The sequence below is a fragment of the Mariniflexile sp. genome, assembly GCF_052728615.1.
In genome coordinates, this window is the sequence record NZ_JBFVFE010000083.1 from 1 (window position 1) to 13,498 (window position 13,498).

Genomic DNA, 13,498 nt, shown 5'->3' on the forward strand with positions numbered 1-13,498 from the left:
AACGTGCTTACGGGTGGTTTACAAGAGTGCAGGAGCAATTCCCCAACTTGTTTTATCATTGGCAAATGGGCTTTATCAAGTGATATAGTTTTAGATTTGCATAACAAGAGCCGTATGATGGGAGACTATCACGTACGGTTCTGTGAGAGGCTTGGGGCGAAATCCCCCTTGCCTACTCGACTACATAAACGTTGGCAACAAGCTAAAATCCGTAAATTCAAGAAAAACACGGACTGAATTTGATAATTTAGTATCTTTGATAAAATTCAAATCAAAATGAATATAGAAGCTCGAAAAATAGAATTTATTCAAGAATTCTTAAAACTTCAAAGCGAGGAGGCAATTTCCAAGCTTGAGAAAATATTGAAAAAGGAAAAAAACACTTCTGATGAAAGGGTTTTTAATCCAATGACAATTGAGGAATTAAATAAACGAATTGACCAATCAGAATCGGATTTTAAAAACAATCGATTTAAAACAAGTTCCGAACTTTTAGCCAAATATGAATAATGAATTTTAAAATTATTTGGTCTGACTTTTCCGAAACTCAACTTGACGAAATCTATGAATATTATGAAAGAAAGCAAGTGTAAGAGTTGCTACTAAAATTGTTACTGGAATTATTAAAGAATCGGAGAAATTGATAAAAGCATCTTTCATAGGACAAGAAGAAGAATTGCTTAAAGAAAGGAAAAATCAATATCGCTATTTGGTTTTCAAAAACTACAAAGTAATATATTCAGTTGATGAACAAAACGAATTTATAAAAATTGCTGATGTTTTTGATACTCGACAAAATCCACCGAAAATGAAACGGACGAAATAAAGCCAGTTGACAACATGCGTATATAACCAATAAAAAGTCCAAAACTTTTATTTAAGCAACTAATTAACAGATTGCCAAGTCGCCCGCACCTAGTGTACTGTCAAATTAATTATGCAACATAATGTTTGGCTAGTTTTTTATCGGCATCCTGCTTTGTGAACTTCCAATGTATTTTTTTCTTTGCCTCATTTAGGTTTTCCGTCCAACAGCTTATTTCACTTATCAACTTCTCAGCCTCCCCAATACGCCTTGCCATACATTCACGGTCCATCATGTTGATCTCGATTTCTGCCATGTTCAACCAACTCCCATGTTTGGGGGTGAATATAAAATCGATTTTATCCATTAAACGTTTTGCTTCTTCGGAAGCAAATGTTTCATAAAACGAACCTGTGGTATGTGTCCCGTAATTGTCCATTACCAAAGTGATTTTATCTTGCTTTGCATAATGGGCATCAATGGTTTCTTTTATAAATACAGCCCAATCCTGTTTGGTTTTGGTTTTGGTTATTTTGGGATATCGCTTTCCCGTTAATGGTTCGTTTGCCATAAGTATGTTGCATACCCCATTACGAGAATACTCGTAATCCACTTTTTTATCTTGACCGGGTTTCATGGCAATAGAAATTTTTGTTTCCTCTATTAATTGTTTTGGGGACTCATCCATGCAAATAACGGGATTGTCTCGATCGTATGGACGCTTGTATACGTCCAGCACCTTTTCCATATCGGCAACAAACTGACCATTCTGTTGCGGCGGAATAACCCAGCCTTTAACCCTCCAGGGCTTTAACTCGTTTTTTTTAATGTTTGCCGTATTGCTTCGTGAGAAACACTATCAAGATACTTAAGCTCAACCGCTTTATCTGCAAGTAGCCGTAAAGACCATCTCCCATATCCTTTGGGTGGCTCTGAACAACTTAACGCTATAATATGGGCTTCTGCCTCTCCGTCAATCTTCTTTTTATACACCCGCCCTGACACTTTCCCTTTTAAAACCACATCCAGCCCATCTTCCACAAATAGCTTCTTGACCCTGTCGATGGTACGAGATCCGATTTTGAGAATGTCACAAATCTGTTTGTTTGTCTTTTTTTCACCATATTTACCTGAATCGCAATTTAGTAAAACATAGGCATTTCTTACCTTGATTGACTTATGAGACCCCTTTTTAGTGATCGCCATTAGCATGGACCGTTCTTCTTTGGTTAATGTTACTTTGTAGCTCGCCATATGAGTTTTAGCAAAAATACAAAATATAACGCCAATTTACAAATGACACAACACTAGTATTAAGTTAAGTATATTATGACGAACTCATCTTGACTTTTTTCTATTTCCTAAAAAATGGCTGAAATTCGCCCATATTTCGTCTATTTTCTTATGCATAGCGATGCTATGCCTTTCAAAAATAGTCTCGTCTGAACATCCCGATATATCGGGATTCGGTTAAAAACAAAAAGTCAAGATGAGTTCGACGTATGTTTGGTACTTTAAAACATTAAACTTTACAAATACAAAAAAAACCTTTGGAATTTACATTTTGTTGGCTGATAGCTGCGTTAACGATTGAACGGCATCCTTTTGTTTCAATTCTAAACACAAAAACGCCTTAAAAAACACAAGGAAAATTCTTCAATTACATAAAAAAAATAATTATATTTACAGGATAGAAGTAACAAAAAACTGACGACATCCTGACTTATTTACGGGATATAAGTAATAAAGGTTACTATATAACGAGTTGTAACACATTATGCCCAACGAACAAACCAATGAAAAAAATATAACGAATCTTTTATTAATTATATAAATACAAAACAATGAAAAAATTATTCCTTCCTGTTCTTGTTATTTTAATTAACACTATTACAGTTTTTTCTCAAAATTCTAATTATGAAGTATACGCCATAAAGTATGCGGATGTTGGTGTCACGTTGCCATTATCAGTATTAGTTTTAGACGCTCCAGAATCTGAAAAGATAAATGCGATTTTTATGTACTGGTTGCTGAAAGGAAATAACGGAAAAAACATATTAGTAGATGCTGGTTTTTTAGAAGACATTGAACAAGCCAAAGCTTATAGTGTTACAAATTATGTACGCCCAGATTTAATGCTTCCAGAATTAGGATTAAAAGCAGAAGATATTACAGATATTATTTTAACCCATCCTCATTGGGACCATATGGATGGCGTTGATTTGTTCCCTAACGCAAACGTTTGGATTCAAAAAAAGGATTACAATTACTTTGTTGCCGACGCTTGGCAAAAAGATGGTTGGGGAGATTTTAATGAAAGAGATGTTCTTAAACTTGTAAAACTAAATTTAGCAGGTAAATTATTTCTTATCGATGGAGATGATAAAGAGATTATTCCAAATATAAAAGTTTATACTGGTTCTCAACACACATTTGAGTCTCAATATGTAATGGTGGAAAATGGGGAAAATAAAATAATTCTTGCTTCTGACAATGTTTATACATACTACAATCTAAACAATCTTAAGTCTGCACCTAAAAATGAGACTTTTGACACCAATGCATACGTGAAAGCAATGGAAAGAATGAAGACTTTAGTAAAAGATGTTAAGTTTATTATACCAGGACACGACGTACTATTATTTTCAAAATTTCCTAAAATAAGTGAAGATATAATTAGAATAGATTAAATTTAAACTGACAAAGTAACGTGTTACAACACAGTATATAAGCAATGGCTTGGTCAGTCCTCACTTGGAAAATCCTGCGGATTTCCCAAAGCAATTATTATTTGGAGAGGTTCGTGCCAAGACTCGCCACGGCTCATATACAAAACCGTTGTAAACAATTTAAGATAAACATCAACCATAAAAACAACGAAAATTATGAAAAGAAAACTATTATTTATTGGACTTCTATTCTGGAATCTTAATTTAGTATTTGCTCAATTATGTGGGACACCTCATCCTTCTAATCCAATAATATATCCTCAAGAAGACAACAACAAGCAAGCTAAAGAATCGAGCGCATATAAAGGCTCTAGTTCTGCCATTTGTATTAATGTATTTTTCATATTGTGAGAAACACTAATGGAACTAACGCATTTACAATGCCAAATACAAATAATATTACTGTAGAACTCAATGAATTCTTTAGTCCTCATAATATAGCAATTAACAATCTTGGAACTGACTTTATTGATAACACCAACTTTCTTCAAGTAGATGAGGGCGAACATACTACATTGATGAATTCTGGTTTCGATGTTCCAAATGCAATCAATTATTACATAGTTGATGAATTATGGGATGTATTTGAAAGTGGAGTACTGATAGGTTCTGTAACTGGGGTTGCAGATGGCATACCATCAAATAGTTTGATTGTAAGAGACGATAGAGTTCTTTTAGCTACTTCGTATCACGAGGTGGGGCATTGTTTAAACCTTTATCATACATTTCAAGGTACATCTCCAAATACTTCTGGATGTGCCGAAGCAATTAATGGGTCAAACTGTAGTACTTGTGGAGATGTAGTATGCGATACTCCTGCTGATTCCAACGTAGGTAATTCAGGAGGTTTTACTCCTGATTTGACAAATATTATGTCATATTACAATACTAGAGACCATTTTACAGATGGCCAAGGTGTTAGAATGAGGTATGCCATAAATTCTGAATCTGTTCTACAAAATATCAAAAGTACTTTTTGCACACAGATTTCAGAAGTCAGTACTGTTTGTTATCCACAAACTACAACCGTAACATTATCTAACATTGGCGGGGCAACAACTGTATGGTCATCTTCAAGCAACGTACAAATTGTATCTAGCAACAACTCTAGCGCTACAATTAGAGAATTAAATTCATCTTCCAACGGAGACGGCTGGGTAAAGGCTGTTTTAAGCAATGGTATAACGTTTCAGGAAAACTTTTATGTCGGAAAACCAGAAACCGTATTAGAACTTTCACATGTTCCAACATTTGGCTGTACAATGGGAGAAATAAATGTTTCTTCTGGTGCTTCTGGTGCTAACCAATTTGAATGGAATATCTCTGGGGGGAATATAGTAATTCCAAATGTTAATTCAAACAACTATACGGGAGGAGGAACAATTTTTGTTGACCCAATCGATGGTCCATATGGCTTTACCGTAAAAGTTAGGGCAAAAAACACTTGTGGAGATTCTGTATGGTACACAAAACATATCCCCACAGATTGTTCTGGAGGAGGTGGCACACCCCTTAGAGGTACTATGTTTCCTGATAATGATATAATATTATACCCCAACCCTGTCAGTCAAACAATTTTTGTCAACTTAAATTCAATAAACAATCAAAGTAATTTCGATAGCAACGAAAAAAAATACGCTTACCAACTTTATAACCTAAATGGCATTTTGGTTAAAAAAGGAGAACTGTCAAATAATAAGTTTGGAATAGATGTATCAAACCTTGAAAAAGGAAGATATATATTAAAAATTAAAGGAACAGAAAAAGAAACTATGCATATAATTGTCAACTAAAAAACAAGAAAAAATGAAAAATTTAATTTTAATATTCAATTTAATCATTGTGGCTAGTTCTTGTAGTCAAAATGATGAAAATAAACAAATAGGAAATTCCATTTATGGTACTTGGAAACTGATAGAAACCTACAACGGTACTGGAGGAGGCACTAGCCAATGGGCTACTATCGATAATGGTTACAGATACACTTTCAATACCGATAACACATTTACATCAAACAGATTTAGTGAATGCTCATCTGGAACCTATGAACTAACTACTTCCAATCTAATCTTAACGTTTGATTGTGATGGATTTAATACTGGTATAGAATCCCCTCCTGGTACATTTGTTGAAAATTATGCCTTTGGAGATAGCTATCTTTTTTTAACACCTACTTATTTGAATTGTGACGAAGGATGCTCCAATAAATTTGACAAGGTCGAATAAAAACTGTTTACAACATGCGTATATAACTAATAAAAAATCCAAGACTATTATTTAATTAACTGATTGCCAAATCGTCCGCTCCTCGCAAAGACCCTGGCTGATAAGTGCGTTAACGATTGCAGCGGCATCCTTTTTAAAACTTGACAGTAATGAATTTGGGTTGAGTTAAATAATTGACAGATAGCCACGTCGCTAATTCCTTGCTATGACGTTTTAAAAAGATATAGCGGAAAGCGTGTTAAAACGCCCAAAACATTAAATCGTAAATCAAAATTCGTAAATCTAAAATATTAATGTACCTTTGCCGCTTGAAACCCGAAAAATCGGGACTAAATATTCCTCAGAGTGAGGATGTGTTACTAGGAGTTTAGGTTTAAGTATGTCGATTCGCTTCTTATGTAACACCACATAACAAATCGAATACTTATACACGAATGAACACATTCCAAGATTTAGGTCTTAATGAAGACCTTTTGCATGCTATTACCGATTTAGGTTTTACACAGCCTAGTGAAGTTCAAGACAAAGCCATCCCAATTTTATTGGAAACCGAAACCGATTTAGTGGCATTGGCCCAAACCGGAACAGGTAAAACGGCAGCTTTTGGTTTTCCGATGCTTCAAAAAATCAATATTGAGAGCAGAACGACGCAAGGACTTATTTTATCGCCTACCCGCGAACTTTGTTTACAAATTACCAACGAAATGAAACTTTACGGTAAATACTGTAAAGGACTGAACGTAGTGGCTGTTTACGGTGGTGCGAGCATTACTGACCAAGCACGAGATATTAAAAAAGGGGCGCAAATTATTGTTGCTACGCCTGGACGTATAAAAGATATGATTAGCAGACGTTTGGTTGATATTTCTAAAATTGAATATGCCGTTTTAGATGAAGCCGACGAAATGTTGAACATGGGCTTTTATGAAGATATTACCGATATTCTATCGAACACTCCCGAAGAAAAATGTACTTGGCTGTTTTCGGCGACCATGCCTAGAGAGGTTTCGGTTATTGCCAAGAAATTTATGGAAAACCCGAAAGAAATTACGGTTGGCAATAAAAATGAAAGTACCAATCAGGTGTCGCATGAATATTATTTGGTAAATTCCAGAGACCGGTACGATGCGTTAAAACGTTTGGCCGATGCCAATCCGGATATTTTTTCGGTAGTATTTTGTAGAACAAAAAACGATACTCAAAAAGTTGCAGAGCGCTTAATAGAAGATGGCTATAGTGCCGGCGCTTTACATGGCGATTTAAGCCAAAACCAACGAGATTTGGTCATGAATTCGTTTCGGAAAAACCAAATCCAGATGTTGGTGGCTACCGATGTGGCTGCCCGTGGTATTGATGTGGACGATATTACACACGTTATAAACTACCAACTTCCTGATGAACCTGAAATTTACACCCATCGTTCTGGTAGAACTGGGCGTGCAGGAAAGACAGGGATTTCGATGGTAATTGTTTCTAAAAGCGAAGTGCGCAAAATAAAAAGCATTGAGCGCATTATCAATAAAGCCTTCGTGAAAAAAGACATTCCAGATGGCATGGAAATTTGCGAAGTACAATTGATGTCGCTTGCCAATAAAATCCATAATACGGAAATCAATCACGAAATTGACAAATATTTAACCAGTATCAATCAATTGTTCGAGGAAACGAGCAAAGACGAGTTGATTAAAAAATTCTTTTCTGTGGAGTTTACGCGTTTTTACAATTATTACCAAAAATCCAAAAACCTGAATGTTTCCGATGCAGGCATTCGCGATAGAGATGGCGATCGTGATGGGGGTCGTGATTTTGGAGGCAACTCCGATTCCACACGTTATTTTATAAACGTGGGCAGTAAAGATGGTTTTGATTGGATGCAGTTAAAAGACTTTTTAAAAGAAGTTTTGGAACTTGGTAGAGACGATGTTTTTAAAGTGGAAGTTAAAGATAGCTTCTCGTTCTTCAATACTGAAAATGAATTAAAAGATAAAATACTGGCTTTCTTTACCGATTACAAACACAACGGCCGTTTTGTAAATGTTGAAGTTTCTGAAAATCGCGGTGGCGGTGGAAGACGCAACGATAGACGTAGCAGTGGTGGCGGAAGACGCGATGATAAACGCGGTGGTGAAAGACGTGGTGGCGGTGAACGTCGCTCAAGCTCTAGAGGCGATTCTGGAAATAGAGGTGAAAGACGTGGTGGCGACGAGTCTAGACCAAGACGTTCTGGCGGCGATTTCAAATCCAATGGACCTGCAGCACCCAACAGGGCTGCGAGACGTTCTGGTGGCGATTTAAAACCAAGTGATTCTGGAATTTCAAGACCAAGACGTTCTAGAAGATAAACAAATTCCATCCCGATAGATCGGGACAAAAAATCAAAAATTAAATTAAGCTTAAATTAAGTACATGACAAAATTTTAAATAAGAAGTTCAAATCATTAAAAATGAGCTCCTAATAATTCCTCCCCTTTTTTCAAGGGGATAGCCTGTGCCGATTTAAGCTATGCCGATAGGCGGAGGGGTATCAAATACTAGTAATTATTTCGATACTTTGAGCTTTTTTTCATGTACTGAAACGTTTTTGTTAATTTTAAGTCAAAATAAAACTAGAAACATCATATTACTATTTTGTTTAGTACTTTTATATCATCTTAGAAAGAATTGTATGAAAAACTACCTACTACTGTTTTCGATTTTATTTACTTCGGCTGTTTGTATGGCCCAAGAAGCAGATAAAGCCATCGGGGTTGTAGTAGGTGCTTCTACGGGCGAACCGCTTGAAAGTGTAAACATTGTTAACTTAAATCAGGTTATTGGAACCGCCACCAATGGTAAAGGTGAATTTAAGATTACTGCAAAAGTTAACGACACGTTACACTTTTCATATTTGGGTTTTAAATCCATTAAAGTGCGGGTTACCAATGACTGGCTAAAATTCGGGAGTTCAAAAATAACGTTGACCGAATTAGCTTTGGCACTAGAAGAAGTGGTCGTAAATCAGTTAAAACTAACAGGGTATTTAGAGGTTGATATTAAACAAGTACCGATAATCAATAACAACTATCGTTATAGTATTTCTGGTTTGCCTAGTGGGTATGAAGCTGGAAAACCATCGGCAATCACTAAAATTATAGGGTCTATTTTCAATCCTGCAGATTTTTTACATCGTATGTTTGGTAAAAACCCCAATGAAATGCGAAAGTTAAAGAAGATGAAGGAAGATGATGAAATCAGGAATTTATTGGCAACCCGTTTTGATAGGGAAATGCTAACGGTTTTATTGCAAGTTGACCGTGTGGATTTAGATGAAATTGTTAGCCAGTGCAACTACTCAAAAGGGTTTATACAAACAGCAAACGATTTACAAATTCTGGATGCCATTAGTGAATGTTACGAAGAATACAAGGTTTTAAACCGAAGTAGGGGAAATAAAATTTAAAACAGAAAAGGAAGCAATTGCTTCCTTTTCTGTTTTACTTAAACTTTAGTTAACAATTGTGTTAAACTTTTATAAATAACAACTCGCAAACTATTCTGTTTATTAAGTTTACAAACAACCTATCCACCACCTTTGTTTGTTTTATTATGCATAAATCAATAGTTCTAACTGGTTTAATACTTGCTCCAATTTTAACCATATCGCAATTGACCCCTCCGCCATTCGGCATAGCTTAAATCGGTACAAGCTATCCCCTTGAAAAAAGGGGAGGAATTATTAAGTGGCTTATTTTTAATGTTTTGAACTTTTCATTTTCATTTTTGTCATGTACTGAATTTCTTATCTTAAAATGCTTATAATTTGTTCCGCTAATTCGGTGCCAATTCTATCTTGGGCTTCGTTGGTTGCAGCACCGGTGTGTGGTGTTAGCGATATGCCTGAATTCATTAATAATTGAATTTCTGGTTTTGGTTCGTTTTCAAAAACATCCAAAGCTGCACCAGCTACTTTTCCACTTTCAATAGCACTTACTAAAGCAGTTTCATCAACAACGCCACCTCGCGCTGCATTGGCGATAAATACGCCTTTTTTCATGATTTCAAATTCCGGTGCTCCAATAACATATTCTTTTTGGGCAGGAACGTGCAAGGTTATAAAATCGGCTTGTTTTAAAACGTCTTCTTTAGAAATGGTTTTAATGTCGAAGTTTACTTTCTGACCGTCAAAAAACTCCAATTCTAAATGCGCTTTTTCTAAAAACGGGTCGAAAGCAATTACTTTCATACCAGCGCCCAAGGCTACTTTTGCAGTGGCTTGACCAATGCGCCCGAATCCTAAAACGCCCAAGGTTTTTCCTTTAAGCTCCGATCCGTTAGCGTATGCTTTTTTCAATTTACCAAAATTAGCATCGCCTTCCAAAGGCATATCTCTGTTTGAGTTATGTAAAAAACGTGCCAATCCGTAAAAATGTCCGAAAACCAATTCGGCAACAGAATGCGATGAAGAAGCTGGGGTGTTTATAACATGGACTCCTTTGCTTTTTGCATAGTCCACATCAATGTTATCCATACCAACACCACCACGACCCACAATTTTAATGCTCGGGCAAGCGTCAATGAGGTCTTTACGTACCGTTGTAGCACTGCGCACCAATAAAACACTGATTTGTTTTTCGTTTATATAATTTGCCAATTGCTCTTGTGCTACGGTTGTAGTAATGACTTCAAAACCGCCTTTTTCAAGAGCTTCCTTACCTGTTTGTGAAATACCGTCGTTTGCTAATACTTTCATTCTTTGAGTTTAAAGTTTAAAGTTTAAAGTTCAAAGTTTTGAAACCTTGAACCTTGAACTTTGAATTTATTTATAATTTATTTGTTTGTCATTGCGAAACTTTTGAAAAAAGTTGTGGCAATCTGTTTCAATTTTATGTTTATAAGTTTATGGCTTATGAGTTTATAGTTTATTGTTGGAATAACGATTAACTTTTACTGTAAACTGTTACTGCTAACTGCAACTGAATACTGCGACACTTTTTAAGCTTTACTCTCCAATTCGCTCATTACCTCAACCAATGCTTTTACACTCTCAATAGGTAATGCGTTGTACATAGAGGCTCTGTATCCACCAACACTTCTGTGTCCGTTTACACCGCTAATGCCCGCTTCTTTAAGCATGGTTTCAAAAGTGTCCTTTAAATTTTCGTTTTCCAAAGTAAAGGTTGCATTCATTGATGAACGATCTTCTTTTGCCGAAAAACCTTTGAACAATGGGTTTAAATCGATTTCAGAGTACATCACTTTTGCTTTTAACTCGTTCATTTCTTCAATAGCTTTTAAACCACCAAGATTTTTCAACCATTCTAAAGTCAACATAGAGGTGTAAACCGCAAAAACAGGAGGCGTATTGTACATACTTCCGTTGTCGATATGGATTTTATAATCCATAATGGAAGGAATGTTGCGAGATACTTTTCCTAAAATATCCTCTTTAACAACTACAAGGGTTGTTCCCGCAGGCCCCATATTTTTTTGTGCACCGGCGTAGATTAAACCAAACTGCGAAAAATCCAATTGGCGGGAAAAAATATCGCTACTCATATCGCAAACCATTGGGATGGGCGAGTTGGGAAACGATTTTATTTGTGTGCCAAAAATGGTGTTGTTTGATGTACAGTGGAAATAATCGTAATCGGAAGGAATATCATAACCTTTAGGAATATAATTGAAGTTAGCCTCTTTAGAAGATGCTACTTCGTAGATATCATCCAATTTTTTAGCTTCTTTAATGGCTTTTGTGCTCCAAGCGCCCGTATTTAAATAACCAGCTCTTTTTTCCAAAAGATTCATGGCAACCATTAAAAACTGAGTACTGGCGCCACCTTGCAAAAACAATGCTTTATAACCCTTGCCTTCTAGCCCCATAAGTTCCAAAACCAATGCTCTGGCTTTTTCCATAACATCAATAAACCCTTTACTTCTATGGGAAATTTCCAATATAGATAATCCTTCATCCTTAAAATCAAGGACAGCCTGAGAAGATTTAAGAATGACTTCTTGTGGTAAAATACTTGGACCTGCACTAAAGTTATGTTTTTTCATTTTTGTTGTGAAATTTTAAGTTGCAAAGGTGCTAATTAAATGGAAATTTTATTGTGAAAAATCCATAATTTTTTCATCAAATTGCTAACAAAAATTCAATGGAATCGACACTATCCGCATAATCCCAAAGTTGCGGTTTTTGAGTGGTCCCAAATGCAATTTCGTTTTCCATAAATCCTTTGGAAACGATGCACTGAATATTATTGGTGTCTGCCTTTAATTTTTGTTTTAGTTGATTTGCGTCGTCATAATACTCGTAAAACACGGTGGCAATAGGCGATGCGTAGCTTGCGTCTTCCTTTATCATTAAAAAACCATTTTCAAGCATATCGAATTCGCTCATTAAATAAACGGCTTTGTTATAATCGTAATTATTGGCGTATTTAGCCTTGTCAATAATAGGATGCCAGTGGTACATGCCATTAAAAAAAGCATCAAAATTATAATTTTTTGGCACAAATAGTTTGGAAACGTTTCGGCATCCCAAACCATAATACCTAAAAATATCTTCAGATAGGTTTTTTAGATCGCCGTCGGTTTCTTGCCCTGTTAAAACCGCAACCGAGTTTCTGTTGTTTCTAATAATGGATGGTTTTTCTTTAAAATAATATTCAAAATAACGTGCCGTATTGTTGCTTCCCGTGGCAATAACCGCATCAAAATTTTCAATTTTAGCTTCGGTAAAGGTTATTTTTCCTTTAAAACCAGGTTCTACATATTCTAAATACTTTGCTAAATAAGGCAGAAGGTGCTTGTCGCTTGACGACTGTTTAACCAATACGTTATGCCCCGTAATTAACACCGACAAAAAATCATGAAATCCCACCAACGGTATATTTCCTGCCATAATAATGGCAACCCGTTTTGGGCTGTTAACATGGAGTGTATAAGGTTTTAACCAAGTTTCTAAATTGGCAACCGTTAAGGCATTTACCCAGCTTTGCAGGGCGAAACGAATATTTTCGGCGGTAAACCAACCGTTGTGTTCTTCGGCTAATTTCAGTTGATGTTTAAAACCATCAAAAAAAACGGCGTTGTGTTCAACAGTCTCCTTTTTTTGAATCAATTCATTGGAAAATTGGCTTAAAAATTCTCCTAATTTTACAAAAGCGTTAATTCTTTGTGGTAATTGCATGCTTAATTTGGTTATGAATACTTTTGGCGTTATTTTTGCGATCACAAAGTTAGAAAGAAAAAACGCTATGGCAATTATTATAACAGACGAATGTATAAATTGTGGTGCTTGCGAACCTGAGTGCCCAAACACAGCTATATATGAAGGTGCGGACGATTGGCGCTACAAAGATGGTACCGGTTTAAGCGGCAACGTAGTATTGACCAATGGTAAAGAAGTGGATGCCGACGAGGCGCAAGAGCCCATTAGCGACGAGTATTACTACATTGTACCCGATAAATGTACCGAGTGTAAAGGCTTCCATGACGAGCCACAATGTGCTGCAGTGTGTCCTGTAGATTGTTGCGTGCCTGATGATGACCACGTGGAAACCGAAGAGGAATTGTTGGCAAAACAACGCTTTATGCACCCAGAAGGTTAATAAAAAATTTCTTGAAACCGACTATCCTCGAGGTAGTCCCGATAGCTATCGGAACATAGACGTATTTCACCGTCCCGAAAGCTTTCGGGATTATATTTTGCCCCTCCCGGAATTGCGAAAAGGCAATTCCGACCTCCCCAAAGGGG

General features: G+C 36.2%; 12 protein-coding genes. 8 read left to right on the top strand and 4 right to left on the bottom strand.

Annotated elements, in window-relative coordinates:
• The first annotated feature begins 276 nt into the window (after positions 1-276).
• Positions 277-510: a hypothetical protein gene (locus ACU1LP_RS18220; RefSeq protein WP_445733746.1), complete on the top strand. Its 234-nt coding sequence runs from the start codon at positions 277-279 to the stop codon at positions 508-510.
• Positions 511-640: 130 nt separating this feature from the next.
• Positions 641-826, top strand: a complete 186-nt coding sequence (locus ACU1LP_RS18225) for a hypothetical protein (RefSeq protein ID WP_445733745.1) — start codon at positions 641-643, stop codon at positions 824-826.
• A 109-nt stretch (positions 827-935) separates the two neighbouring features.
• Here the strand turns inward: ACU1LP_RS18225 and ACU1LP_RS18230 are convergent.
• A protein-coding gene (locus ACU1LP_RS18230) for an IS630 family transposase (protein WP_445736987.1) occupies positions 936-2,059 on the bottom strand; the annotation gives its coding sequence in 2 pieces (ribosomal slippage) (positions 936-1,633 and positions 1,633-2,059; 1,125 coding nt in all).
• 590 nt (positions 2,060-2,649) lie between these two features.
• On the opposite strand from ACU1LP_RS18230, the gene ACU1LP_RS18235 reads away from it, so the two are divergent.
• The 5 genes from ACU1LP_RS18235 to ACU1LP_RS18255 all read left to right on the top strand — a co-directional run bounded on the left by ACU1LP_RS18235 (position 2,650) and on the right by ACU1LP_RS18255 (position 9,199).
• Positions 2,650-3,495, top strand: coding sequence for an N-acyl homoserine lactonase family protein (locus tag ACU1LP_RS18235; protein WP_445733743.1), 846 nt, complete (start codon positions 2,650-2,652; stop codon positions 3,493-3,495).
• 419 nt (positions 3,496-3,914) lie between these two features.
• The gene (locus ACU1LP_RS18240) at positions 3,915-5,327 is read left to right on the top strand and encodes a T9SS type A sorting domain-containing protein (protein ID WP_445733742.1); all 1,413 of its coding nucleotides are present in this window, start codon (positions 3,915-3,917) and stop codon (positions 5,325-5,327) included.
• A gap of 13 nt (positions 5,328-5,340) precedes the next feature.
• Complete coding sequence (locus tag ACU1LP_RS18245; RefSeq protein WP_445733741.1) at positions 5,341-5,760, top strand: hypothetical protein; 420 nt, start codon at positions 5,341-5,343, stop codon at positions 5,758-5,760.
• 434 nt (positions 5,761-6,194) lie between these two features.
• Complete coding sequence (locus ACU1LP_RS18250) at positions 6,195-8,102, top strand: DEAD/DEAH box helicase (RefSeq protein ID WP_445733740.1); 1,908 nt, start codon at positions 6,195-6,197, stop codon at positions 8,100-8,102.
• Positions 8,103-8,425: 323 nt separating this feature from the next.
• Entirely contained in the window at positions 8,426-9,199 is a 774-nt protein-coding gene (locus tag ACU1LP_RS18255; protein WP_445733739.1) for a carboxypeptidase-like regulatory domain-containing protein, read from the top strand.
• 339 nt (positions 9,200-9,538) lie between these two features.
• On the opposite strand, the gene ACU1LP_RS18260 is transcribed toward ACU1LP_RS18255, so the two are convergent.
• From ACU1LP_RS18260 to ACU1LP_RS18270, 3 genes are all read right to left on the bottom strand, one after another.
• Positions 9,539-10,489 carry a D-2-hydroxyacid dehydrogenase gene (locus ACU1LP_RS18260; RefSeq protein WP_445733738.1) on the bottom strand — a complete coding sequence of 317 codons (951 nt, stop codon included), beginning with the start codon at positions 10,487-10,489 and terminating at the stop codon, positions 9,539-9,541.
• A gap of 242 nt (positions 10,490-10,731) precedes the next feature.
• Positions 10,732-11,796 carry a 3-phosphoserine/phosphohydroxythreonine transaminase gene (gene serC, locus ACU1LP_RS18265; protein WP_445733737.1) on the bottom strand — a complete coding sequence of 355 codons (1,065 nt, stop codon included), beginning with the start codon at positions 11,794-11,796 and terminating at the stop codon, positions 10,732-10,734.
• Positions 11,797-11,872: 76 nt separating this feature from the next.
• Entirely contained in the window at positions 11,873-12,931 is a 1,059-nt protein-coding gene (locus tag ACU1LP_RS18270; protein WP_445733736.1) for an acyl-CoA reductase, read from the bottom strand.
• 67 nt (positions 12,932-12,998) lie between these two features.
• On the opposite strand from ACU1LP_RS18270, the gene ACU1LP_RS18275 reads away from it, so the two are divergent.
• Positions 12,999-13,352, top strand: a complete 354-nt coding sequence (locus ACU1LP_RS18275) for a 4Fe-4S dicluster domain-containing protein (protein WP_445733735.1) — start codon at positions 12,999-13,001, stop codon at positions 13,350-13,352.
• The last annotated feature ends 146 nt before the right edge of the window (positions 13,353-13,498 follow it).

Excerpts from the sequence above, each read along its gene's own strand:
- ACU1LP_RS18220 (WP_445733746.1), top strand. The coding sequence starts at position 277 with ATGAATATAGAAGCTCGAAAAATAGAATTTATTCAAGAATTCTTAAAA.
- ACU1LP_RS18235 (WP_445733743.1), top strand. The coding sequence starts at position 2,650 with ATGAAAAAATTATTCCTTCCTGTTCTTGTTATTTTAATTAACACTATT.
- ACU1LP_RS18240 (WP_445733742.1), top strand. The coding sequence starts at position 3,915 with ATGCCAAATACAAATAATATTACTGTAGAACTCAATGAATTCTTTAGT.
- ACU1LP_RS18245 (WP_445733741.1), top strand. The coding sequence starts at position 5,341 with ATGAAAAATTTAATTTTAATATTCAATTTAATCATTGTGGCTAGTTCT.
- ACU1LP_RS18250 (WP_445733740.1), top strand. The coding sequence starts at position 6,195 with ATGAACACATTCCAAGATTTAGGTCTTAATGAAGACCTTTTGCATGCT.
- ACU1LP_RS18255 (WP_445733739.1), top strand. The coding sequence starts at position 8,426 with ATGAAAAACTACCTACTACTGTTTTCGATTTTATTTACTTCGGCTGTT.
- ACU1LP_RS18260 (WP_445733738.1), bottom strand. The coding sequence starts at position 10,489 with ATGAAAGTATTAGCAAACGACGGTATTTCACAAACAGGTAAGGAAGCT.
- serC (WP_445733737.1), bottom strand. The coding sequence starts at position 11,796 with ATGAAAAAACATAACTTTAGTGCAGGTCCAAGTATTTTACCACAAGAA.
- ACU1LP_RS18270 (WP_445733736.1), bottom strand. The coding sequence starts at position 12,931 with ATGCAATTACCACAAAGAATTAACGCTTTTGTAAAATTAGGAGAATTT.
- ACU1LP_RS18275 (WP_445733735.1), top strand. The coding sequence starts at position 12,999 with ATGGCAATTATTATAACAGACGAATGTATAAATTGTGGTGCTTGCGAA.